The organism is Dactylosporangium sp. NPDC049742 (assembly GCF_040674675.1).
GTDB lineage: Bacteria > Actinomycetota > Actinomycetes > Mycobacteriales > Micromonosporaceae > Dactylosporangium > Dactylosporangium maewongense.
On the sequence record NZ_JBFANF010000010.1, the window covers coordinates 61,733 to 85,351 of the forward strand.

Here is a 23,619-nt window from a genome sequence, read left to right on the forward strand (position 1 = left end):
GGACGACGATGAACTGGGAAAGCATCTTCAGCGTGTCGCTGGAAGCGATCATCGGGTCCACCGCTATTGCGTACGCCCTCGCGGCCATCGGACTCAACGTCCACTTCGGCTACACTGGCCTGCTCAACTTCGGCCAGTCCGCCTTCCTCGGCGTCGGTGCCTACGGCATCGCGATCACGGTGGCGACCTTCGGGCTGCCGCTGTGGCTCGGCGTCGTCGTCGGCCTGCTCGCGGCGGTGGTCCTCGCGTTGCTGCTCGGTATCCCGACGCTGCGACTGCGCGCCGACTATCTGGCCATCGTCACGATCGCCGCGGCCGAGATCATCCGGCTCTTCTACCGCGCCACCGACCTGCGCAAGTGGACGGGTGCCTCCGACGGCCTGCAGAGCTTCTCGCAGGACTTCTACGAGCTCAACCCGTTCGCCGGCACCAAGGGCATCGACCTCGGGCTCATCACGTTCACCGACCGTGAGCTGTGGATCCTGGTCGTCGGCTGGACCCTGGTGCTGCTCAGCTGCCTCGTGGTCTGGCTGCTCATGAGCAGCCCGTGGGGCCGCGTGCTCAAGGCCATCCGTGAGGACGAGGACGCCGTGCGCAGCCTCGGCAAGAACGTCTTCTCGTACAAGATGCAGTCGCTGGTCCTCGGCGGCGTCATCGGCTGCCTCGGCGGTTTCGTCTTCGCCCTCGACCGGGCGGCGGTCCAGCCGGACACCTACGGCACGGAGTTCACGTTCTTCGCGTACACGATCGTGATCCTCGGCGGCGCGGCCCGGGTCTTCGGCCCGGTCGTCGGCTCGATGATCTTCTGGGTCCTGCTGGTCTTCATCGACTCGGCCCTGAGCGAGGCCTCCAACAACAAGGTCTTCCCGGAGTGGTTCATGACCACCTCGCAGGCCGGCTCCGTCCGGTACATCCTGGTCGGTCTCGGCCTCATCCTGCTGCTGATCTACCGGCCGCAGGGCATCTTCGGCGACAAGAGGGAGGTCATGCTCGATGGACGTTGAGAACAAGCCCGACCGGGCCGCTCGGGCGCGAGCCGTGCAGGCCCTGGCCGGACTGCCGTGCGAGCCCGGCGTCCCGAAACCGGACCCGATCCTCGTCGCCGACAACGTGGTGCGCCGCTTCGGCGGTCTCACCGCCGTCGACGTGAAGCACGTCGAGATCCAGCGCGGCTCGATCACGGCCCTCATCGGCCCCAACGGTGCCGGCAAGACGACCTTCTTCAACCTGCTCACCGGCTTCGACGCGCCCGACGAGGGCTCGTGGACGTTCAACGGCAAGTCGCTGTCCGGCGTGGCGGCGCACAAGGTCGCGCGGGCCGGCATGGTCCGCACCTTCCAGCTCACGAAGGCCCTGTCCAAGCTCAAGGTCATCGACAACATGCGGCTCGGCGCCACCGGGCAGCGCGGCGAGAGCTTCTGGCGCGCGTTGCTGCCCGGCACCTGGAAACAGCAGGAAGCCGAGATCACCGCCCGCGCCGAGGACCTGCTCACCCGGTTCAAGCTCATCGCCAAGAGGGATGACTTCGCCGGCAGCCTCTCCGGCGGCCAGCGCAAGCTCCTGGAGATGGCCCGGGCGCTCATGGTGCAGCCGGAGATGGTCATGCTCGACGAGCCGATGGCCGGGGTCAACCCGGCGCTGACGCAGTCGCTGCTCGGCCACGTCAAGCAGCTGCGTGAGGACGGCATGACCGTGCTCTTCGTCGAGCACGACATGGACATGGTCCACGACATCAGCGACTGGATCATCGTCATGGGGCAGGGCGGCGTCATCGCCGAGGGCACCCCGGACAAGGTCATGGCCGACCCGCGCGTGATCGACGCCTACCTGGGCGCGCACCACGACGGCGCGGTCAAGACCGTCGGCGGCGAGGAGGTGGACGCCTCTACGCTGGACGAATCCGACGGCGAGGTGACCCTGATCGGCGCCGTCGACGAGCTTTCTGTTTCTCCTGAAGAAGACCCGAAGGGGGGACCGGCATGACCGTTCCCATCGAGGACGACGCCCCGGTCGCCAGCAACGAGATCGTCGACCGCGGCGACCACCTGGCGCACGCCGACGGGGCGGTCCTGCGGGCCGACGACGTCGTCGCGGGCTACCTGCCCGGCGTCAACATCCTCAACGGCGCTGACCTGTACGTGCACGACGGCGAGCTGGTGGGCATCATCGGCCCCAACGGCGCCGGCAAGTCGACCCTCCTGAAAGCCATGTTCGGCCTGGTCAACATCCGCTCGGGGGCCGTGACCCTGCGCGGGGAGCACATCACCAACATGAAGGCGCACGCGCTGGTGGAGCGGGGCATCGGCTTCGTTCCCCAGACCAACAACGTCTTCGCGGCCCTCACCATCGAAGAGAACCTGCAGATGGGCACGTTCCTGAAGCCGAAGCGCTTCAAGGAGCGCTTCGACTTCGTGACGCAGCTCTTCCCGACCCTGGCCGAGCGGCGCAAGCAGCGGGCGGGGCTCATGTCCGGCGGTGAGCGGCAGATGGTCGCCATGGCCCGGGCGCTCATGATGGAGCCGACCGTGCTGCTGCTCGACGAGCCCTCAGCGGGCCTCTCGCCGGCGCTGCAGGACGAGGTGTTCTTCCGGACCAAGCAGATCAACTCGACCGGTGTGACGGTCGTGATGGTCGAGCAGAACGCGCGCCGTTGCCTGCAGATCTGCGACCGGGGATACGTCCTCGATCAGGGCCGCAATGCCTACACGGCATCCGGTCAGGATCTGATCAACGACCCGCGGGTGATCGAGTTGTACCTGGGTACGCTCGCCCGCGCCTGAACCATCGTTTTTGGATTCCCGTGCCTGCCGGTTAGTTCTCCGGCAGGCGCGGGATTTCTTTGTTGTGGTGCACATACGGAAAGGGCCCCACCGCTTCCGCGGTGAGACCCTTTCGCTTATTCAGATCAGATCTTGCCGGTCTGGTACTTCACGTCCGACGTGAGCTTGTTGTTCTCGTCGTAGGTGTAGACACCGATGGTGGCCTCGGCCGGGTCGCCGGCGTCGTTGAAGGAGATCGGGCCGCTCAGGCCGTCGAAGTCGATGTCCTTCTTCTGCTTGAGCAGGTCGGCGCAGGACTTGAAGTCCGTGCACTTCTCGCCGCCCTTGGAGACGGTGATCAGGTGCTTCGCGATCTCGGCCGGGTTGTCGCTGCCGGCCTCGATGGCCGCGAGGGCCGCGAGGATGGTGGCGTCGTAGGACTCGACGGCGTAGTTCCAGTCCTTCAGGTCCTTGTTGATCTCAAGGGCGCGCTTCTTGAAGTCGTCCTTGGTCGCGGCGCCGGGCTGGGTGCCCTTGTAGCCCTTCAGCGTGCCGGGGGCGAAGTCCTTCGAGTAGTCGGCGATGTTGCCGTCCACGAAGTACCACTTCTTGGTCTTGAGACCGGCCTCGATCAGCTTGGGGACGATCTTCTTGGTCTCGTCGAAGCCGATGATGGCGATGGCGTCCGGGTTGGCAGCCTTGATCTTCGCGACGTCGGCCGAGAAGTCCGCGGCCTTCGGGTCGTAGGTCACCGACACGGCGACCTTGCCGCCGCCGCTCTCGATCTCCGCCTTGGCGTTCTCGGCGAGGCCGGTGCCGTAGGAGTCGTTGAGGACCAGCATGCCGGTGGTGGCGTTGCCGTCCTGGACGATCAGGTCACCGAGGACGCGGCCCTGCAGCGTGTCCGGCGGGGCGGTCCGGAAGTACAGACCCTTGTCGTTGTAGGTGGTCAGCGCCGTCGACGTGTTGGCCGGCGAGATCTGGACCACGCCCGCGCCGGTGATCTTGTCGATCACGGACAGCGAGACGGACGACGAGGCGGCACCGATGATGACGTCGGTCTTGTCCGTGAGCAGCTTGTTGACCGACTGGGTGGCGATGTCCGTGGAGGTGTCGCCCGAGTCCATGTGCTGGATCGTGACGGGCTTGCCCAGGACGCCACCGTTGGCGTTGATCTCCTTGATCGCGACGTCGACGCCCGCGAACTCCGGGGGGCCGAGGAACGCCAGCGAGCCGGTCTGCGGCAGGATGGTGCCGATCTTCAGAACGCCGTCGCCGGGGGCGGCACCGCCGGTGGTTGCGCCAGTGCTGGGCTTATCTGCATCGTCACCACATGCACTGAGTGCCAGGACGGCAGCGCTCAGCACGGCGACCGAGCGCCATGCGAGGTTGGGGCGGATCATCACCTGTCTCCTTTTTACAGCGCGGTAGGCGTGGTTGCGCCTAGATGCCAAGACGCTGATAGGGGCAGAACCTAATGAAACTCGGGTGCTGGCACTAGGCCTTCGGGGCAACACGCCCCAGGAAGTTGCGCAGTCGTAATCTTCCTGTTCGCAACCGTCGCGGGAATCGGTTTGTCGCGTCACGGCGCGGGGTCTCCGCGGGGAACTGTCATACCCCCCGACTAGGCTCAAGGATGTGACGGGTTCAACAGAGGACACCAGGCTCCTGCTGCTCGACGGGCACTCCCTCGCCTACCGGGCGTTCTTCGCCCTCCCCGCGGAGAACTTCTCCACGAAGACGGGGCAGGTGACCAACGCCGTCTTCGGCTTCACGTCGATGCTGATCAACATGTTGCGGGACGAGAAGCCCACGCACGTGGCGGTCGCCTTCGATGTGTCGCGCCAGACCTTCCGCCTGGAGAAGTATGCGGAATACAAGGCCAACCGCTCGACGACCCGGCCGGAGTTCTCCGGCCAGCTCGACCTGATCAAGGAGGTCCTCAACGCGCTGCGGATCCCCTTCATCGAGAAGCCGGGTTACGAGGCCGACGACGTGATCGCCACCCTCGCCCGGGAGGCCGCCGGGCAGGGCATCCCCACCTCGATCATCACCGGCGACCGCGACGCCTTCCAGCTGGTCACCGACCTCGTGACGGTGCTCTATCTCAAGCGCGGCGTCTCCGAGATGGACCGCATGACGCCGGCCAAGGTCGAGGAGCGCTATGGCATCCCGCCGTCGCTCTACCGGGCGAAGGCGGCGCTCGTCGGCGAGGACAGCGACAACCTCCCCGGCGTCCCCGGCGTCGGCGACAAGACCGCCGCCAAGTGGATCCTGCAGTTCGGCGACCTCGACGGGATCATCGCCCGGGTCGACGAGATCAAGGGCAAGGCCGGCGAGAATGTGCGCGCCCACCTCGCCGACGTCATGCGCAACTATGAGCTCAACGGGCTCGTCGACGACCTCGAGCTGTCGATCACCCCCGACGAGCTGCACTGGCGCGGCTGGGACCGCGAGGCCGTCCACCAGGTCTTCGACGCCCTGGAGTTCCGCATCCTGCGCGACCGGCTCTACCAGTATCTCGACGCCGTGGAGCCCGAGGCGGAGAGCGGCTTCGACCTGTCCGGCACGGTCCTGCGCGAGGGCGTCGGCGCCTGGCTCACCGAGCACGCGCCGGCCGGCACCCGCGTCGGCGTCGCCGTCGCCGGCAAGTTCGGCCGCGGCACCGGCGAGGTCACCGGCATCGGCCTCGCCGTCGCCGGCGGCCCGGCCGCCTGGTTCGACCCGACCGAGCTCGACGCCGCCGACGACGCGGCCGTGGGGGAGTGGCTCGCCGCCGCCGACCGGCTCAAGGTGCTGCACGACGTGAAGCCGGCCCGGCTCGCGTTCGGCGCCCGCGGCTGGGTGCTCGAGGGCGTCGCCAGCGACACCGCGCTCGAGGCCTATCTGGCCCGCCCCGACCAGCGCTCCTACGACCTCAACGACCTGGCGCTGCGCTACCTCAAGCGGGAGCTGCGGGTCGACGCCCCCGACACCGGCCAGCTCGCCCTGGACGGTCTGGGTGGCAACACGGGAGAGGCGGAGGAGAATCTGATGCTCCGCGCCCGCGCCACCCTCGACCTCGCCGACGCGATCGCCGAGGAGCTGCGGCGCGACGGCGACTCCTCCGCCCGCCTGCTCGCCGAGGTCGAGCTGCCGCTGGTCACCGTGCTGGCGGAGATGGAGCGGGTCGGCATCGCCGCCGACACCGACTATCTCAGCGAGCTGGAGTCGAGGTTCGCCAGCAACGTCAAGGCCGCCGCGCAGGGCGCCTATGAGGTGATCGGCCGGGAGTTCAACCTCGGCTCGCCCAAGCAGCTGCAGGAGATCCTGTTCAACGAGCTCGGCCTGCCGAAGACCAAGCGCATCAAGACCGGCTACACCACCGACGCCGAGGCGCTGCAGAATCTGCACAAGCAGACCGAGCACCCGCTGCTGGCGCACCTGCTGAGCCACCGCGACTGGGCCAAGCTCAAGACCACCGTCGACGGCCTGCTCAAGTCGGTCAGCGACGACGGCCGCATCCACACCACCTACTACCAGACCGTCGCGGCCACCGGCCGGCTCTCCAGCACCGACCCCAACCTGCAGAACATCCCCATCCGCACCGAGGACGGCCGGCAGATCCGCCGCGCCTTCATCGTCGGCGAGGGCTTCGAGTCCCTCCTCACCGCCGACTACAGCCAGATCGAGATGCGGATCATGGCCCACCTGTCGAAGGACGAGGCGCTGATCGAGGCCTTCAACTCGGGCTTCGACTTCCACGCCGCGACCGCCTCCTCGGTCTTCTCGATCCCCGCCGACGAGGTCGTCCCCGACCAGCGCCGCAAGATCAAGGCCATGAACTACGGCCTCGCCTACGGCCTGTCCTCCTACGGTCTCGCCTCGCAGCTCGGCATCACCCCCGCCGAGGCCACGGTCCTCATGGAGGAGTATTTCGCCACGTTCGGCGGCGTCCGCGACTATCTGCGCCAGATCGTCGTCCAGGCCCGCCGCGACGGCTACACCGAGACCGTCCTCGGCCGCCGCCGCTACCTGCCCGACCTCAACAGCGACAACCGCCAGCGGCGCGAGATGGCCGAGCGCATGGCCCTCAACGCCCCCATCCAGGGCTCCGCCGCCGACATCATCAAGGTCGCCATGCTCCACGTGGACACGGCCCTGCGCGAGGCCGGCCTGCAATCCCGCATGCTCCTGCAGGTCCACGACGAGCTGGTGTTCGAGGTCGCCCCAGGCGAGCACGACGCCGTCGAGGCCCTCGTCCGCCAGCAGATGGGCGAGGCCTACCCCCTGGACGTCCCGCTGGGCGTCTCGGTCGGCTCAGGCCGCGACTGGAACGCCGCCGACCACTGATCCACTGAGTCGCCTCGCACCGCCGGTGTCGCCCCCGTCCATGGGCCGACACCGGCGCCGAGTCGCCGAGCCGCCGGGGTGCCGGGGTGCCGGGGTGCTCCGGCTGTCGTGCTCACCCGCTCGCGTGCCCAGGGTTCGACGGCTCGGCTCGGCTGCCTGGCTCGGCGGCTCGGCTGGCTGCCCGGTTCGACGGCTCGGCTCGGCTGCCCGGTTCGACGGCCCGGTTCGACGGCTCGGCTCGGCTGCTGGCCTGACGGCTCGGCTGGGCTCGGCTGTTCGTTCGGTCGCCTTAGCGGCTCGGTATTGCCAGGCCGGTCGACGCCCGGCTCCTCCGCGCCCCTTGGACGGCGTGCGTGTGCTCCTGTCGTCGTTCCGCGCGGTCCTTCCTCCCGGGGTTCTCGGGGCACTCCCAACAGCGCTGCCTTCGCGTGGGACCTTTCTTCCGGTTTATCAGGCGCTCCGCGCCCGCTAAACCGGAAATATCAGCATTTTGTGGGGGTTGAACCGACTCGCGGACTGTGGCGCGGTGGCGCTGCCGGGGCGCGCCGTCAGGACGGCTTGGTGGCGATGAAGATGGCGGTGCCGGGGAAGATCTTGCCGCGCAGGGGGCTCCACTGGCCCCAGGTGCCCTTGTGGTCGTCTGGCCACTCGGGCTCGATGAGGTCGTTGAGGACGAAGCCGGCGGTGACGAGCTCGCGGATGCGGTCGCCGAGGGTGCGGTGCTGCTCGACGTACGTCGGGACGTGCGCCTCGTCCTCCTCGACGTAGGCGCGGCGGTCGAAGTAGGAGTGCACCGCGACCAGGCCGCCCTCGCCCGGGTCGTCCAGGAACACCCACCGCATCGGATGGGTGATCGAGAAGGCCCAGCGGCCGCCGGGGCGCAGCACGCGGTACACCTCCCGCATGACGCGACCGGAGTCGGCGACGAACGGCACGGCGCCGAACGCGGTGCACACGATGTCGAATACGCCTTCGGCGAACGGCAGGGCCGTGGCGTCGGCCTGCAGGAGCGGCACTTTTACACCCGATCGGGTGTTTCCGGCGGCGGCGTGCCGCAGCATGCCGGCCGACAGGTCGCTGGCGATGACCCGGGCGTCCTGGGTGTGCAGCCAGCGCGAGCACGACGCCGCGCCGCAGCCGATCTCCAGGACGTCCTTGCCGGTGACGTCGCCGAGCAGCCGGGCGTCGGCCTCACGCAGGCCTTCCGGGCACCAGACGAAGTCGGCGTCACCGAGGAACGCGCCGTGTTCGGCCTGGTAGGCGTCGGCGTCAGCGTCCCACCAGCCCCGGCTCGCGCGGCGACTCTCGGCTGGGTTCACTGCGCGTCGTGTGACGCCTGCGTCTGGTGACGTTTCCATGGACTGCAACGGTAGGCCCCGCAAAAGTCGGCGGATCGGGTCTGGGGGAGGGTTGGACCATGTGGTATTGCGCAGGGTAGGCTGATCGGTGCACTCGTGGGTTGTGCGCCTCGGCATGGAGCAGGCTCACGATCGTCTGGCACATCCTGAGCTTCCAATGCATTGATCCTGCACTGCGACAGGCGGGTTGTGCCCGGACGATGGTCCGCGGGAGCGCAGGTCCACCGAAGTCACCCACCGACCGGAGCAACAACCCACATGACGAGCAGCATCGAGGCCACCTCGAGCGCCAGCAGCAACAAGGTCGTCGACGAACTCGCGTCCGATGAGGCGTTCCTCGCCGCGATCGACGAGACCATCAAGTACTTCAACGACGGCGACATCGTCGAAGGCACCGTCGTCAAGGTCGACCGGGACGAGGTCCTGCTCGACATCGGCTACAAGACCGAGGGTGTCATTCCCTCGCGCGAGTTGTCGATCAAGCATGATGTCGACCCTGCTGAGGTCGTGTCGGTCGGTGACCACATCGAAGCCCTGGTCCTTCAGAAGGAGGACAAGGAAGGGCGTCTGATCCTCTCGAAGAAGCGCGCGCAGTACGAGCGGGCGTGGGGCACGATCGAGAAGATCAAGGAAGACGACGGGATCGTTCGCGGCTCCGTCATCGAGGTGGTCAAGGGTGGTCTCATCCTCGACATCGGGCTTCGTGGCTTCCTGCCGGCGTCCCTGGTCGAGATGCGCCGGGTCCGCGACCTGCAGCCGTACGTGGGGCGCGAGCTCGAGGCGAAGATCATCGAGCTGGACAAGAACCGCAACAACGTGGTCCTGTCCCGCCGGGCCTACCTCGAGCAGACCCAGTCCGAGGTGCGCACCGAGTTCCTGCACAAGCTGCAGAAGGGCCAGGTCCGCAAGGGCGTCGTGTCCTCGATCGTCAACTTCGGTGCGTTCGTCGACCTCGGTGGCGTCGACGGCCTGGTGCACGTGTCCGAGCTGTCCTGGAAGCACATCGACCACCCGTCCGAGGTTGTCGAGGTCGGCCAGGAGGTCGAGGTCGAGGTGCTCGACGTCGACCTGGACCGTGAGCGCGTCTCCCTGTCGCTGAAGGCGACCCAGGAAGACCCGTGGCGCCAGTTCGCCCGCACCCACGCGATCCAGCAGATCGTCCCGGGCAAGGTCACCAAGCTCGTGCCGTTCGGTGCGTTCGTCCGCGTCGACGACGGCATCGAGGGCCTGGTGCACATCTCCGAGCTGGCCGAGCGCCACGTGGAGATCCCGGAGCAGGTCGTGCAGGTCGGCTCCGACGTCATGGTCAAGGTCATCGACATCGACCTTGAGCGTCGCCGGATCTCGCTGTCGCTCAAGCAGGCCAACGAGGGCTTCGTCGAGGGCGAGGAGCACTTCGACCCGACCCTCTACGGCATGTCGGCCACGTACGACGAGCAGGGCAACTACATCTACCCGGAGGGCTTCGACCCGGAGACCGCCGAGTGGATGGCCGGCTTCGAGAAGCAGCGCGAGGCGTGGGAGCAGCAGTACGCTGAGGCCCGCCAGCGCTGGGAGGCCCACACCAAGCAGGTGCAGACGGCCCGCCAGGCCGACGCCGCCGAGCCCGCCGCCACCGCTGCGGCCGGCGCGACGAGCAGCGGCCCGGTCACCTCGTCGACCCCGACGGCGGCTCGCGCCCCGGAGGAGCCGGCAGGCACCCTCGCGACGGACGAGGCCCTCGCGGCCCTGCGCGAGAAGCTGGCCGGCGGCAAGAGCTGACGGCTCGCAGAACATAAGGAGAGGCCCCGCAGCCGGATTCGGCTACGGGGCCTCTCCCGTTTCCACCAGGCACGGCGCTGTCCCCGGACCATGCGGTCGGCTCCGGGATGCCTCTTGTTCGGCCCGCCGCTGGCTTCGCCTCACGTGTGGGAGCCGCTCTTCCGTGTGGTGCAGCTGGGCGCATCCGCCTCGGCCGGTGCTACTTGGTCTGGGGCGCCCCACGGTGGCGTGATTGCCACCCGCGTCGTGGCCGCGGTGATGTTCCCCGGCCACCGTCCTCACCCCGGTCCGGTGCTGTCGAGAGCATCACCCGGTGCCTCCACGCCGTCGCCGGTCTTGCAGCCATCGCCAACCCGCCGAGGGACCCGTTGGCGCGCCGGCTCGCATCGACGCTGCGCGATCCACCCACATTTCAGAGATCGTTTTGTAGGTGGATCGCGCAATCTCGATGGCGCAAAAGGCGCAAATCATGGCATTGATCAACGTCTGTGCGGGATCGCGGGGCGGGTACGGTGGCGCCGCGTCCCAGACGACGATCACCCCGGACGCCTCGGATCGCCAGGGGTTGCCGTTCGGGGGATCGACGGCGGTGTGGCAGCGCTGAACGATGCCCTCGACGACGCCAGATCATGTGAGGACGTAGTCAGAGCGCATCACCGCCGCCTCACCCATGTGCTGCCTGCACGCGGTCGGAGATGGGGCGGGCAGGTCTGCCCCGATGGTTGGAGTGGGAGCGCTGCCCGCGGGCAGCTCATGAAGGCGATGGCAGACGGCGCCTCCGCATGCAGCCGGAGACAGCGGCGGAAAGCTCCCGCGTCGGTCGGCGGCATCGCTGACCAGGCTGTGCGACGGGGCGCGATGGCGGTAGTGGACGGCGCATTCGGCGGGGTGCGGGAGTGCTGCCTGCCGACGACGGTGGGTGGGCGCTGCCGGTGGGCGTGGGCGTTGTCCGCATGCAGCTGGAGGGGTGGTGTGTGGCGGCTCTGGTAGGCGCCGGATGTGCTGCCTGCTGAGGGGGTAAGGCGGTGTCGTCGGCAGGCGTGGAGGGTCGCTCGCCGACGACAGCGGGTGGGTGCCGCCGGTGGGCGTGGGCGTTCTCCGCGCGTAGCCGGAGGCGGTGGCGTGGAAGGGCTCCGATGGGCGTGGACGTGCTGCCTGCCGAGGACACCAAGCGTCGACGGCAGGCGTGGAGCGTTGCCCGCCCCGCCCGTCGCCGCAGTCCCCGTCGCCCGTCGCCGCGGTCCCCGTCGCCCGCCGTCCCGTCGCCGTCGTCGCCGCCCGCCGTCGCCGTCCCCGCTGCCCGCCCGTCCCCGCCGTCCGTTGCCGACGACGGCGGGCGGGGCGGCTGGTTGGCGTGGGCGTTGTCCTCGTGTGGCACGGAGGCGGTGGCGTGCAGCGGCTCCGACAAATGTGGAGCCGCTGCACGCGTGGTGCTGGGGACGGGGTGGGTGGGTGGTTACTTGACGCCGGCTACGTCCATGGCGCGGAGTTCCTTCTTGAGTTCGGAGACCTCGTCGCGGAGGCGGGCGGCGAGCTCGAACTGCAGCTCGCGGGCGGCGCCGAGCATCTGGTCGTTGAGCTCCTGGATGAGGGTGGCGAGCTCGGCGCGGGCCATGCCCGCGCGGGCCGGGGTGGCGGCGCCGGCGGTGCCCTTCGTGCCGCCACCCTTCTGGCGGGCGCGGGTGTTCTCGGGGGACTTGCCGCGGCTCATCTGGCGGCCGCCGCCGACGGTGATGGCGCCGCCCGGGCCGTGGCCGACGACGGCGCCGGCGGTGTCCTCGGCCTCGCGGTAGATGTCGTCGAGGATGTCGCCGAGCTTCTTGCGCAGCGGCTGGGGGTCGATGCCGTTGGCGACGTTGTACGCGATCTGCTTGTCGCGGCGCCGGTTGGTCTCGTCGATGGCGAGGGTCATCGACGGGGTCATCTTGTCGGCATACATGTGGACCTGGCCGGAGACGTTACGCGCGGCGCGGCCGATGGTCTGGATGAGGCTGGTGCCGGAGCGCAGGAAGCCTTCCTTGTCGGCGTCGAGGATCGCGACCAGGCTCACCTCGGGCAGGTCGAGGCCCTCGCGGAGCAGGTTGATGCCGACGAGCACGTCGAACTCGCCGCGCCGCAGCTCGCGCAGCAGCTCGACGCGGCGCAGGGTGTCGACCTCGGAGTGCAGGTAGCGCACGCGGATGCCGTGCTCCAGCAGGTAGTCGGTGAGGTCTTCGGCCATCTTCTTCGTCAGGGTGGTGACGAGGACCCGCTCGTCGAGCTCGACCCGCTGGTTGATCTCGTGCATGAGGTCGTCGATCTGGCCCTTGGTGGGCTTGACGATCACCTGCGGGTCGACGAGGCCGGTCGGGCGGATGACCTGCTCGACGAACTCGCCCTGCGTGCGGCCGAGCTCCCACGGGCCGGGGGTCGCCGACAGGTAGACGGTCTGGCCGACCCGCTCCTCGAACTCGTCGAAGCGCAGCGGCCGGTTGTCCTGGGCGCTGGGCAGCCGGAACCCGTGCTCGACGAGCGTCCGCTTCCGTGAGGCGTCGCCCTCATACATGCCGCCGATCTGCGGCACGGTGGCGTGCGACTCGTCGATGACGGTGAGGAAGTCGTCGGGGAAGTAGTCGAGCAGGCAGTGCGGCGGGCTGCCCGCCTCGCGGCCGTCGATGTGGCGGGAGTAGTTCTCGATGCCGTTGCAGAAGCCGACCTGGCGCATCATCTCGATGTCATACGTGGTGCGCATGCGCAGCCGCTGGGCTTCCAGCAGCTTGCCCTCGCGGTCGAGCTCGGCGAGGCGCTCCTCCAGCTCCACCTCGATCTGCGAGATCGCCCGCTCCATGCGCTCGGGGCCACCGCCGTAGTGCGTCGCGGGGAAGATCATCAGCTGGTCGACCTGGCGGATCTCGTCGCCGGTCAGCGGGTGCAGGTAGGACAGGCGCTCGATCTCGTCGCCGAAGAACTCGATCCGGATCGCGAGCTCCTCGTAGGCGGGGATGATCTCCAGCGTGTCGCCGCGGACCCGGAACGTGCCACGGTTGAACGCGAGGTCGTTGCGCGTGTACTGGATGTCGACCAGCCGCCGCAGCAGCTTGTCGCGCTCGAGCTCCTGCCCGACGGTCACCTTGGCGGCCCGGTCCAGATACTCCTCGGGCGTGCCCAGACCGTAGATCGCGGAGACGGTCGCGACCACGATGACGTCGCGGCGGGTCAGCAGGCTCATCGTCGCGGAGTGGCGCAGGCGCTCGACCTCCTCGTTGACCGACGAGTCCTTCTCGATGTAGGTGTCGGTCTGCGGGATGTACGCCTCAGGCTGGTAGTAGTCGTAGTAGCTGACGAAGTATTCGACCGCGTTGTTGGGCATGAGGCCGCGGAACTCCGTGGCCAGCTGCGCGGCGAGGGTCTTGTTGTGGGCGAGCACGAGCGTCGGGCGCTGCAGCCGCTCGACGAGCCATGCGGTCGTCGCGCTCTTGCCGGTGCCGGTCGCGCCGAGCAGCACCGAGTGCCGCTCGCCGGACCGGACGCGACGCGCCAGCTGCTCGATCGCGGTGGGCTGGTCACCGGACGGAACGTATTCGCTGACCACCTCGAAGCGGTTGTCCAAGCGGGGAATGTCGAGCGCCATGACCCCAACCGTACGCGGGGGGTATGACAACTTTCGGGTTCCTCGCCCTGGGTGGTTGATCGTATTCAACCTGGCGATTGTGTGGGGAAGATCACCGGACTACCGTAGAGCTGTAGGCCGCTCGCGGCGGCCGACCGGAGAGCAGGCCGGCCATTACTCGGTCCGGCCCTCCCGGCGCCAGGTTGCTGCCCCGGCCCGTCACGGTCGGCGAGCGCACCGTGGATGGATCGCGCGACACGCGCGACCGGCCGCCGCGAGCGCCCCTGCGTCAGGGGCCGGCGTCAGGCGGTACCGGCGATCAAAGGCCAAGCCGTCGCAACCGCCGCGTCCAGCTCGGCCGGTGTGCCGTCGTTGACGATCGAGACGTCCGCGACCGCCCGCCGCTGCTCGTCCGTCGCCTGCGCCGCGATCCGGGCCCGGGCCTCCTCGGGCGTCATCCCGCGCAACCGCACCAGCCGGTCCAGCCGCGTGGGGAGCGAGGCGAACACGATGACCACCGTCTCGTACAGGCGCGACATCTGCTTCTCGACGAGGAGCGGCACATCGTTGACGACGACGGCGCCGTCAGGCGCGGCCGCGACCAGCTCGGCCGTCCGTGCCCGGACGAGGGGGTGCACGATGCCCTCCAGCGTCGCGCGCGCCTCGTCGGAGCCGAAGATCCGGCTCGCCATCGCGGCCCGGTCGAGCGCGCCGTCCGCGGTGAGCACGCCGTCGCCGAACGCCTCGACGATCGCGGCCAGACCGGGCGTGCCGGGCTCCACGACCTCACGCGCCAGCCGGTCCGCGTCGATGATCACGGCGCCGAGCGCGGCCAGCCGCTCCGCCACGGCGCTCTTACCGGCGCCGATGCCGCCGGTCAGCCCCACCATCCTCATCCGCCCATCACAGCAGAGCGGACGGACCCGCCGCGCACCGGACAGGTGATCTCCGGCGTGTACGGCGCGGAAAACGGCATTTGCGGAGATAACCTCCGTGCTGAGGAAGACGACATAGCGGGGCGAACATGACACAGGGGCGACACTGCATCGGCCGGCCGGGCCTGGGGCGCCGTGACATCACCATGATCCTTGCGGCCGCCGACGTGGCCGAACAGGGACCACGGCACCGCCGCGGCCGCTCGCTGCGCCGGTTGACGACCGAGGCCGCGGGCATCTTCGCCGCGGCCGCCGTGCTGGCGATACTCGCGGTCAGCGGCTGGTACGCGGCGTCGGGAGCGACCGCGGTCGCGCAGATGCTGGCGCGCTGACGAGGCGACCCGAGCGGGTGCGGGCGGGCACCCGAAAGGTGGGTCATCAACGCCATCAGCCGTGGCGCGAGGCGCGGGCTGTCAGCGATACTCTGCCCGGGCGAGTGCACGAGTGCCGTGCGCAAGTGCACGATCTGCACCGACGCCAGGACCAGAAGGACGCGCTGCATGGAGCCGGGACACCCCCCACGGCAGGATCCGCCGACGGAGCCGAGCCACGACCAGGTCAACGGGTCGCCGCCGCGACCCCGCAGCCGGCGTGGCTGGATGTCGGACTCGCCGCTCGACGGCGGGTCCGGCTGGCCGACCTCGGCCTACGCGATCGTCCCCAGGCAGGCGACTCCACCGAAGGAAGAGCAGCGGGCACCGCGGGAGGAACCGCGGGAAGCGCCGCCGGCCGCGACCGCCGAGCCGCCCCAGCAGGCGCACGGCCGCCGCTGGCGGATCGCCGCCCTGGTCATCGGCCTGATCGTGCTGCTCGCCGCGGCGGTGGGCGGGGTGCTCGCCACCCGGAAGTCGTCCGGCGACACGCAGACGCCGACCGGTGAGAACCGCGCCGTCACCGCGCCGGTGACCGAGGCGACGACGCCGGCCGGGTCCGCGGCCACCGCCGGGGCCACTGCGGGGGGCACAGGGTCCCCGAGCCTCGACGCCAATGGATCGCCCGTGCCCGCGCTCAGCGCCGGCACCCCCGACCCGAGCGCCGTCGTGACCAGCCCCGTGCCGGGGGGCACCGTCACCGACGTGCTGCGCGCCGGCACCGTGCGGATGACCGTCCTTGCGGGGCAGCCCGACGAGACGTTCGACTTCGACAACGGCGCCAAGCAGGCGCCCGGCGCCGACATCGCCGCCGGCGCGCTCGGCCTGACCGCCGTGGGCGGCGCGGCCTTCGCCCCCGTCCTGGCGACGCCGACCCTCGCCGTCTGCTCGGCGGTCCCGGCCGCCCAGTGGGGCGACCGGGTCCTGCTCAGCGCGCTGCTGCCCACCACGAAGGTCTGCGTCCGCACCGGCGACCAGCGGTTCGGCTGGTTCACGCCCCGATCCGGCGAGGCCGTCGTCAGCGGCCAGCTCTACACCACGTACCTCGACTTCACCGTGTGGAAGAAGACCGGCGACTGATCGGTCAGGCGGGCACGTCGACGAAGTGCTCGACGGTCGGCGCGCCGTCGAAGAACGGCCCGAGCAGCCCACGCCACTGCGTGAAGCGGTCGGTGGCGCGGAAGTTGTCCAGGTGCGCGTCCACCGAGTCCCACTCCACCAGCAGCACGAACCGGGTCGGTGACTCGACGCCGCGTGTCATGCGCACGGACCGGCAGCCGGGGGTGGTCGCGAGCAGCGTGTGTGCCTTGCCGTACGCGGCGGCGAACTCGTCCTCGCGACCCGCGAGCACGTCGATGAGTGCAACTTCCAGAACCATTCGGACAGGGTAGGGGACATCGTGCTCGACTGGCTCACATCCACCGCCTTCCACGCTTTCGGCGCTCCCACCACCTGGGCGGAGCTGCTGGGATTCCTGACGGGGCTGGTCACGGTCTGGCTGGTCGTGCGGCAGCACATCGCGAACTGGCCCATCGGCATCGCCAACGTGCTGCTGCTCATGGTCGCGTTCTGGCACGTGGGCCTCTATGGCGATGCCTGGCTTCAGGTGGTCTATGTGGTGCTCGGCGCCTACGGCTGGTGGCGGTGGCGTCCGGGTGCCACGACGGTAGTCCGTCGCACGACCCGCGTCGAATGGGGTGCACTCGCTGTCGCCGGGGTGTCGCTCACCGTGGTGCTGTGGTGGTACCTCGACCGTTTCACCAGCTCGACCGTGCCGTGGCCGGACGCCGCGACCACCGCCCTCTCCCTGCTCGCGACCTACGGCCAGACCCGCCGGCTCGTCGAGAGCTGGTGGCTGTGGATCGCCGTCGACGTCGTCTACGTGCCGCTCTACGGGTACAAGGACCTGTGGCTCACCGCGGTGCTCTACCTCGCCTTCCTCGCCCTGTGCGTCCTGGGGTTGCGCGCCTGGCGGCAGGCCCTCGACCCGCGGCGCGAGGCGGTGCCGGCGTGACCCACGGGCTCGTCGTCGGCAAGTTCTACCCGCCGCACGCCGGACATCACCTGCTCATCGACACCGCTGCCAGTACATGCGACCGAGTCACCGTCGTCGTCGCGCCGTCGAGCACCGAGTCCATCCCGCTCGAGACCCGCCTCGAATGGCTGCGCGAGGTCCATTCAGCCAGCCCGCATGTGCGCTTCGCCGGCGTGTACTGCGACCTGCCGATCGACTACGACGACCCCGACATCTGGCAGGCGCACTACGAGGTCTTCCGCGGGGCCGTCGGTCCGGTGCGGGTCGACCTGGTCTTTTCATCCGAGTTGTACGGCGATGAGCTCGCCCGACGGTTCGGCGCGCGGCACGTCCCGGTCGACCCGCCGAGGCGGGGTGTGCCGGTCTCCGGCACGGCCGTGCGCGCCGATCCGGTGGCCAACTGGGCGTTCCTGGCCCCTCCCGTACGCGGCTGGCTGGCCCGACGGGTGGTCGTCGTCGGCGCCGAGTCGACCGGCACCACCACCCTCGCGCGGGCGCTCGCCGCACAGCTCAGACTGCGCGGCGGAGCGTTCGCCGGCACGCGCTGGGTGCCGGAGTACGGGCGGACCCTCACCGAGCTGAAGATGGCCGGCGGCGTCAAGGTCGAGGACCTCGTATGGGACCGCGAGGACTTCCTGACCGTCGTGCGCGAGCAGAACACCGCGGAGGACGCCGCCGCCCGGGCCGGCGGGCCGCTGCTCATCTGCGACACCGACGCGTTCGCCACCGCCGTCTGGGAGGAGCGCTACCTCGGCTCCGCCTCGCCGGAGGTCCGCGCCGCCGCCCGCGAGCCCGCGCTGTACCTGCTGACCCCCGACGACGGCGTGCCCTTCGAGGACGACGGGATGCGGGACGGCGAGCATCTACGCGGGTGGATGACCGACCGGTTCCGCGCCGAGCTCGCCGCCGGCCGGGTCCCGTGGATCGAGCTGACCGGGACGTACCGGATGCGACTGCGCACGGCGCTCGCGGCCTGCGACGAGCTGCTCACGCAGGGTTGGCGGTTCGCCGCGCCGCAGCTGCCCCGCCGGTCGCCGGGAAATGTCGGGGGGTCCTGTTAGGGTCCCGCGCATGAGGCACATCACGACGTTCGCCGGGCTTCCGGTGATGCAGTTCGGACCCGGCGTCGTCGACAAGCTGGACCGGGCCGGGACCCCGCGCAGCGCCGTCGCGTGGCGGATCGAGACGGACTACGAGGACAGCGAGGAGGTGTTCGGCTCCATCCTCGACCGGTGCCTCGACGTCGTCGGCGGCGAGTCCATCCACGCGTTCGTCATCGGCCAGTGGGGCGAGGCCTATGACACCGCGCCGCCCCTGCACCTGCTCATCGCCGCCCGCGCCCGCCTGCCGCACCTGCGGGCGCTGTTCATCGGCGAGATGACCGGCGAGGAGTGCGAGATCTCCTGGATCAACCACACCGACGTGGCGCCGCTGCTCGCCGCGTTCCCGGGGCTGGAGATCCTGCGCATCCGCGGCGCCGACGGGCTGCAGCTGTCGCCGGTGCGGCACATGCGCCTGCGTGAGCTGGCGGTGGAGAGCGGCGGCCTGCCCGCGGCCTTCCTCCGCGGCGTCGTCGACTCGCACCTGCCGGCGCTGACCGACCTGGAGCTGTGGCTCGGCGTCAGCGAGTATGGCGGCGACATCACCGTCGAGGACCTGACGCCGGTCCTCAGCGGCTCGGGCATGCCCCGGCTGCGCCGGCTCGCGCTGCGCAACGCCGAGATCGCCGACCAGGTCGCGGCCGCGCTCGCCGGCGCTCCCGTCGTGCCCCGCCTGGAGGAGCTCGACCTGTCCCTCGGCATCCTCTCCGACCGGGGCGCCGAGGCGCTCCTGCTCGGCCAGCCGCTGACCCACCTGCGACGGCTCGACCTGTCCCACCACTTCATCTCGGCCGAGCTGGCCGACCGGCTCCGGGCCGAGCTGCCCGGCGTCGACGTCGACCTGTCCGACCAGAAGGAGGAGGACGACGGCGAGCGCTACACGGCAGTGTCGGAATGACCGCCATCACCGTCGTCGGCGTTCCCGGCAACCGGCGGGTCGGGCTGTTCCGCGACGCGGCCGTCGCCGCGGGACTCCCCGAGCCCACGGTCGTGAGCTGGCGCGACGTCTGCGCCGGCGCGCGGGTCGACGGCGGCGGGTCGAGCTGGATCCGGCTGGAGTCACCGGGGGAGGACGCCGAGACCGACCGGCTGCTGCGGGGCGCGGCGAGCGAGGCCGCGCACGGCGAGATCGTCGGGCTCGCCGCCTGGCACCGCGGCCTCGTCGCGGCGGCCCGCCAGGTTGAGGCGTGGGGCGTGCCGCTGCTGACCGCGGTCGACGAGCTCGACGTCATGTTCGACAAGCGGCGGTGCCACGCGCTGCTGCGGTCCAGGGGCGTGGCGGTGCCCGAGGCGTTCGCCGCGGTCGGCTACCAGGAGATCCGTGAGCGCGGCTGGCGGCGGGTGTTCGTCAAGCCGCCGCACGGGTCGTCGGCGTCGGGGGTCGTCGCGCTCGGGTTCGGCGGGGCTCGCGAGCGGGGGCGGGTCGTCGCGTACACCTCCGCGGCCCTCGACGGCGGCAAGCTCTACAACCAGCTGCGTGTGCACAGGTATACCGACGAGCGGACCATCGCGGCGATCGTCGACCGGCTCGCCGTCGACGGCCTGCACGTCGAGCGGTGGCTGCCGAAGGCGTCGCACGACGGGCTCGTGTTCGACCTGCGGGTGCTCGTCGTCGCCGGCCGAGTCAGCCACGTCGTCGTGCGCACCGGCAGGTCCCCGATGACCAACCTGCACCTGGGCAACGCCCGCGGCGACCTGCCCGGCGTCCGGGCCGCCGTGGGCGAGGAGCACTGGGCGGCCGCGATGCGCACCTGCGAGGCGGCGGCGGCCTGCTTCCCCGGCAGCCTGCACGTCGGCGTGGACCTGATGTTCGGCCGCGACCACGGCACCCACGCCGTCGCCGAGGTCAACGCGTTCGGCGACCTGCTGCCCGGGCTGCTCGTCGCCGGCCGCGACACGTATGCCGCCGAGCTCGACGCCCTCCTCTCCGGCCGCTTCACCGCCCCGCTGCCGTCTCCAGCGGCAGGCGTGCAGGCGCAGGCCGTCGCTGACCAGCCGCCGCAGTCGGTCGCCCGTGAGCCGTCGCTGCTGGCTGCCCTGCCGCAGGCGGTTGTCGGCACCGTCCGCGCGCCGATCCGGATCGGTGAACCCGCTGTGGTCACGGCACCGCCCGGGATGTTCGCCCGTGGCACGGTTGCCGCGCGCCCTCCGCATGTCGCGGTCGCCGGGCAGGGTGCTCTGGATGGCGCGGTCGTCGGGCCGGGCGTTCCCCGCGTCGTGGTCGCTGGGTCGGGGGTTCCCCGCGTTGTGGTCGTTGGGCCGGGCGTTCCGCGCGTTGTGGTCGCTGGGTCGGGGGTTTCCCGCGTCGCGGTCGGCGGGCAGGGGGCTCCGGGTGGTGGGTCGGCGGCGGGCGCGGCTGCTCGTGGGGGCGTCGCGGAGAGCTGGGCTGTGCGGTGAAGAGGTTTGTCGGCAGCCATGACCTGCTGTTCGTCACGTTGGACACGCTGCGGCACGACGTCGCGGCCGGGCAGTTGCGGGCCGGGCAGACGCCCAACCTGGCGAAGGTGCTTCCCGGTGGGGAGTGGGAGCGGCGGCACACGCCGGCGTCGTTCACGTATGCGGCGCACCACGCGTTCTTCGGCGGGTTCCTGCCGACACCGGAGACGCCGGGGCCGCACGAGCGGCCGTTCGCGGCGCGCTTCCCGGGCAGCACGACGGTCGGCGAGGACACGTGGGAGTTCGACGAGGGCGATGTCGTCACCGGGTTGCGGGCCGCGGGGTACCACACCATCTGCGTCGGCGGCGTGGGCTTCTTCGCGATGACGTCGGCGCAGGGCGGGGTGCTGCCGGGGCTCTTCGACGAGGCGCACTGGACGCGGGACTTCGGGGTCACCAACCCGGGCTGCTTCGAGGCGCAGCTCGAGCGGCTCAAGACGGTGCTGCCCGACGACGGGCCGCTGTTCACGTTCGTCAACGTCGCCGCCATGCACCAGCCCAACCGGCACTACCTGCCCGGCGCCGCCGAGGACACGGTCGCGTCGCACGGGGCGGCCCTGGCGTACGTCGACCGGCACCTGCCGACGTTGTTCGGGCTCGTCACGTCCCGCGGCCGGCCGTGCCGCGTGATCATGTGCAGCGACCACGGCACGGCGTACGGCGAGGACGGGCACACCGGGCACCGCTTCGCGCACGAGGTGGTGTGGACGGTGCCGTACGCCGAGTTCACGCTCGAGCCGGGGGAGTGGTGATGCTCGGATCTCCGTACCAGGGGTACCTGTACGCGTACCCGCACAAGACCGCGTACCGGCCGCTGCGCCCCCGCCCGGCGCTCGCCGACGTGTGGGCGGCGGAGGCGACGGACGCGCTGTTCCTCTACGTCCACGTGCCGTTCTGTGAGATGCGGTGCGGGTTCTGCAACCTGTTCACCAGGGCGCGGCCGCCCGCCGAGCAGGTCACCGCGTACCTCGACCAGCTGGCCCGGCAGGCCGGCCGGGTCGCCGCCGCCGTGCCGGGCGCGCGCTACGCCCGGGCCGCGATCGGCGGCGGGACCCCGACGTACCTGACGGCGGCCGAGCTGAGCCGGCTGTTCGACACCGTCGAGCGGGCCGCCGGCGCGGACCTGCGCGCGGTGCCGACGTCGGTGGAGACGTCGCCCGCCACGGCGACCGCCGACCGGCTCGCGGTCCTCGTCGAGCGCGGCACGACCAGGGTCAGCATCGGCGTGCAGAGCTTCCTCGACGCCGAGGCGCACGCCGCGGGCCGGCCGCAGCATCGCGCCGAGGTCGACCGGGCCCTCGACACGATCCGTGCGGCCGGGGCGGCCGAGCTGAACATCGACCTCATCTACGGCATCCCCGGCCAGACCGCCGCCACCTGGACCGCGTCGCTGCGGACCGCGCTGACGTGGCGGCCCGAGGAGTTGTACCTGTACCCGCTGTACGTGCGGCCGATGACCGGGCTCGGCCGGCGCGCCCCCGGCACGCCCGACCCCGAATGGGACGCGCAGCGGCTCGGGCTGTACCGGCACGCCGTCGACCTGCTCGCCGACGCGGGTTACGAGCAGCAGTCGATGCGCGCGTTCCGGCGGCGGGACGCCGCGCCGATCGGCGATCCCGCCGGTCCCGGGTACTGCTGCCAGGACGACGGCATGGTCGGACTGGGGTGCGGGGCCAGGTCGTACACGACGGGACTGCACTATTCGTTCGACTATGCGGTGAGTGTCCGGCAGGTCCGGGGCATTCTGGACGACTACCTGGCGCGGCCGGCGGAGGACTTCGACGTGGCCGAGGTCGGGTTCGTGCTCGACGGCACCGAGCAGCGCCGCCGCTGGCTGCTCAAGTCGCTGCTGCGGGCGCCGGGGGTGGACCCGGCGGCGTACCGGGCGCGGTTCGGCACCGGCGTCGACGACGACTTCCCGGCGCTGGGCCTGCTCCGCGACAGCGGCCACCTCGACGGACACCGGCTCACGGCCGAGGGGCTCGCGCACTCCGACGCGATCGGGCCCTGGCTCATCTCCGCCGGCGTCCGCGCCGCCATGGCCGGGCACGTGCCGCGATGAAGATCCTGTACCGCGGCCCGCTCGCGAGCTGCAACTACGACTGCCCGTACTGCCCGTTCGCGAAGCGGCACGACCCACCCGAACTGCTGCGCGAGGACCGGGCCGCGCTCGACCGGTTCGTCGGCTGGGTCGAGTCGCACCCCGCCGAGCCGACCGAGGTGCTGTTCACGCCGTGGGGCGAAGGGCTGACGCGGTCCTGGTACCGGGCCGCGCTCGTCCGGCTGTCGCACCTGCCGCACGTCGGGCGGGCCGCGATCCAGACCAACCTCGCTGGGCGGCTCGGCTGGGTCGCCGACGCCGATCGGGACACGCTCGCGCTGTGGTGCACGTACCACCCCGGGCAGACGAGCCTGGAGCGCTTCCTGCGGCAGGTGGCGACGCTGCGCCGGCACGGCATCCGGCACTCCGTCGGCGTCGTCGGCCTGCCCGCGCACCTTCCCGACGCGGAGGCGCTGCGTGCGTCGCTGCCTCCCGAGGTGTACCTGTGGGTCAACGCCGCCGACGGCCACACGTACACGCCGGCGGAGGAGGCCGCGTGGACCGCGATCGACCCGCTGTTCGGCTACAGCGTCAGGCCGCACCGGTCCCGCGGTCTCGCGTGCCGCACCGGCGACGAGGTGATCTCCGTGCTCGGCGACGGCACGGTCCGCCGGTGCCACTTCGTGCCCGAGCCGCTCGGCAACCTGTACGACGACACCTGGCGCCGCACCGCAGCGCCCTGCCCGAAGGAGGAGTGCGACTGTCACATCGGCTACGTGCACCTGCGGAGCCTGCCCCTGTACACCGTGTTCGCCGGCGGGGTGCTGGAGCGCGTCCCCCACGAGCAGCCACTCTGGTCCGTCCCGCACGCCGCCGCCACGGGCAGCGCCTGAGACGCTGCG

Annotated in this window: 19 protein-coding genes and 1 pseudogene; 15 read left to right on the forward strand and 5 right to left on the reverse strand. The window is 70.7% G+C overall.

The features are described from left to right. Window positions 1-8 precede the first annotated feature (8 nt). Genes AB0J72_RS15480 through AB0J72_RS15490 form a run of 3 tightly spaced genes read left to right on the forward strand, consistent with a single transcriptional unit; the run spans window position 9 to window position 2,780 of the window. Window positions 9-1,004, forward strand: a complete 996-nt coding sequence (locus AB0J72_RS15480) for a branched-chain amino acid ABC transporter permease (RefSeq protein WP_363399079.1) — start codon at window positions 9-11, stop codon at window positions 1,002-1,004. Next, window positions 994-1,983: an ABC transporter ATP-binding protein gene (locus AB0J72_RS15485; protein ID WP_363399081.1), complete on the forward strand. Its 990-nt coding sequence runs from the start codon at window positions 994-996 to the stop codon at window positions 1,981-1,983. Before AB0J72_RS15480 ends, AB0J72_RS15485 begins: the two co-directional genes overlap by 11 nt. Continuing rightward, entirely contained in the window at window positions 1,980-2,780 is an 801-nt protein-coding gene (locus AB0J72_RS15490; protein ID WP_363399083.1) for an ABC transporter ATP-binding protein, read from the forward strand. The genes AB0J72_RS15485 and AB0J72_RS15490 overlap by 4 nt, the downstream gene beginning before the upstream one ends. Before the next feature lie 125 nt (window positions 2,781-2,905). Here AB0J72_RS15490 and AB0J72_RS15495 read toward each other — a convergent pair whose 3' ends face one another. Then, window positions 2,906-4,162, reverse strand: coding sequence for an ABC transporter substrate-binding protein (locus tag AB0J72_RS15495; RefSeq protein WP_363399085.1), 1,257 nt, complete (start codon window positions 4,160-4,162; stop codon window positions 2,906-2,908). A 235-nt stretch (window positions 4,163-4,397) separates the two neighbouring features. Here AB0J72_RS15495 and polA point away from each other — a divergent pair, with 235 nt between their 5' ends. Continuing rightward, complete coding sequence (gene polA / locus AB0J72_RS15500) at window positions 4,398-7,091, forward strand: DNA polymerase I (RefSeq protein ID WP_363399087.1); 2,694 nt, start codon at window positions 4,398-4,400, stop codon at window positions 7,089-7,091. A gap of 548 nt (window positions 7,092-7,639) precedes the next feature. Here the strand turns inward: polA and AB0J72_RS15505 are convergent. Further along, window positions 7,640-8,449 carry a class I SAM-dependent methyltransferase gene (locus tag AB0J72_RS15505; protein ID WP_363399089.1) on the reverse strand — a complete coding sequence of 270 codons (810 nt, stop codon included), beginning with the start codon at window positions 8,447-8,449 and terminating at the stop codon, window positions 7,640-7,642. A gap of 258 nt (window positions 8,450-8,707) precedes the next feature. Here AB0J72_RS15505 and rpsA point away from each other — a divergent pair, with 258 nt between their 5' ends. Together rpsA and AB0J72_RS15515 are read left to right on the forward strand one after the other, a co-directional pair. Further along, window positions 8,708-10,210 (forward strand): 30S ribosomal protein S1, encoded by a 1,503-nt coding sequence (gene rpsA / locus AB0J72_RS15510; protein ID WP_344503470.1) that lies wholly within the window; start codon window positions 8,708-8,710, stop codon window positions 10,208-10,210. A 430-nt stretch (window positions 10,211-10,640) separates the two neighbouring features. Beyond that, window positions 10,641-10,814: a hypothetical protein gene (locus AB0J72_RS15515; RefSeq protein WP_363399092.1), complete on the forward strand. Its 174-nt coding sequence runs from the start codon at window positions 10,641-10,643 to the stop codon at window positions 10,812-10,814. An 852-nt stretch (window positions 10,815-11,666) separates the two neighbouring features. Here the strand turns inward: AB0J72_RS15515 and uvrB are convergent. Further along, a complete protein-coding gene (uvrB, locus tag AB0J72_RS15520) occupies window positions 11,667-13,820 on the reverse strand; it encodes an excinuclease ABC subunit UvrB (RefSeq protein ID WP_363399094.1) in 2,154 nt (717 codons plus the stop codon). 317 nt (window positions 13,821-14,137) lie between these two features. Continuing rightward, window positions 14,138-14,695: pseudogene (coaE, locus tag AB0J72_RS15525) on the reverse strand (dephospho-CoA kinase); the annotation flags it as partial. A gap of 128 nt (window positions 14,696-14,823) precedes the next feature. On the opposite strand from coaE, the gene AB0J72_RS15530 reads away from it, so the two are divergent. Together AB0J72_RS15530 and AB0J72_RS15535 are read left to right on the forward strand one after the other, a co-directional pair. Then, window positions 14,824-15,066: a hypothetical protein gene (locus tag AB0J72_RS15530; RefSeq protein ID WP_363399096.1), complete on the forward strand. Its 243-nt coding sequence runs from the start codon at window positions 14,824-14,826 to the stop codon at window positions 15,064-15,066. A 267-nt stretch (window positions 15,067-15,333) separates the two neighbouring features. After that, a complete protein-coding gene (locus AB0J72_RS15535; protein WP_363399098.1) occupies window positions 15,334-16,185 on the forward strand; it encodes a hypothetical protein in 852 nt (283 codons plus the stop codon). A gap of 4 nt (window positions 16,186-16,189) precedes the next feature. Here AB0J72_RS15535 and AB0J72_RS15540 read toward each other — a convergent pair whose 3' ends face one another. Beyond that, on the reverse strand, window positions 16,190-16,483 hold the full coding sequence (locus AB0J72_RS15540; protein WP_363399100.1) for an antibiotic biosynthesis monooxygenase family protein: 294 nt from the start codon (window positions 16,481-16,483) through the stop codon (window positions 16,190-16,192). A 21-nt stretch (window positions 16,484-16,504) separates the two neighbouring features. Between AB0J72_RS15540 and pnuC the strand changes: the two genes are divergently transcribed. The 7 genes from pnuC to AB0J72_RS15575 are packed head-to-tail and all read left to right on the forward strand — an operon-like array spanning window position 16,505 to window position 23,610. Further along, entirely contained in the window at window positions 16,505-17,119 is a 615-nt protein-coding gene (gene pnuC, locus AB0J72_RS15545) for a nicotinamide riboside transporter PnuC (RefSeq protein WP_363399102.1), read from the forward strand. Then, window positions 17,116-18,201: an AAA family ATPase gene (locus tag AB0J72_RS15550; RefSeq protein WP_363399104.1), complete on the forward strand. Its 1,086-nt coding sequence runs from the start codon at window positions 17,116-17,118 to the stop codon at window positions 18,199-18,201. The genes pnuC and AB0J72_RS15550 overlap by 4 nt, the downstream gene beginning before the upstream one ends. A 10-nt stretch (window positions 18,202-18,211) precedes the next feature. Next, complete coding sequence (locus AB0J72_RS15555; protein WP_363399106.1) at window positions 18,212-19,138, forward strand: STM4015 family protein; 927 nt, start codon at window positions 18,212-18,214, stop codon at window positions 19,136-19,138. Continuing rightward, the gene (locus AB0J72_RS15560; protein WP_363399108.1) at window positions 19,135-20,637 is read left to right on the forward strand and encodes an STM4014 family protein; all 1,503 of its coding nucleotides are present in this window, start codon (window positions 19,135-19,137) and stop codon (window positions 20,635-20,637) included. Before AB0J72_RS15555 ends, AB0J72_RS15560 begins: the two co-directional genes overlap by 4 nt. Beyond that, complete coding sequence (locus AB0J72_RS15565) at window positions 20,634-21,428, forward strand: STM4013/SEN3800 family hydrolase (RefSeq protein WP_363399110.1); 795 nt, start codon at window positions 20,634-20,636, stop codon at window positions 21,426-21,428. The genes AB0J72_RS15560 and AB0J72_RS15565 overlap by 4 nt, the downstream gene beginning before the upstream one ends. Continuing rightward, complete coding sequence (locus tag AB0J72_RS15570; protein WP_363399112.1) at window positions 21,428-22,738, forward strand: STM4012 family radical SAM protein; 1,311 nt, start codon at window positions 21,428-21,430, stop codon at window positions 22,736-22,738. The genes AB0J72_RS15565 and AB0J72_RS15570 overlap by 1 nt, the downstream gene beginning before the upstream one ends. Further along, window positions 22,735-23,610 (forward strand): STM4011 family radical SAM protein, encoded by an 876-nt coding sequence (locus AB0J72_RS15575; protein WP_363399114.1) that lies wholly within the window; start codon window positions 22,735-22,737, stop codon window positions 23,608-23,610. Before AB0J72_RS15570 ends, AB0J72_RS15575 begins: the two co-directional genes overlap by 4 nt. Window positions 23,611-23,619: the final 9 nt, after the last annotated feature.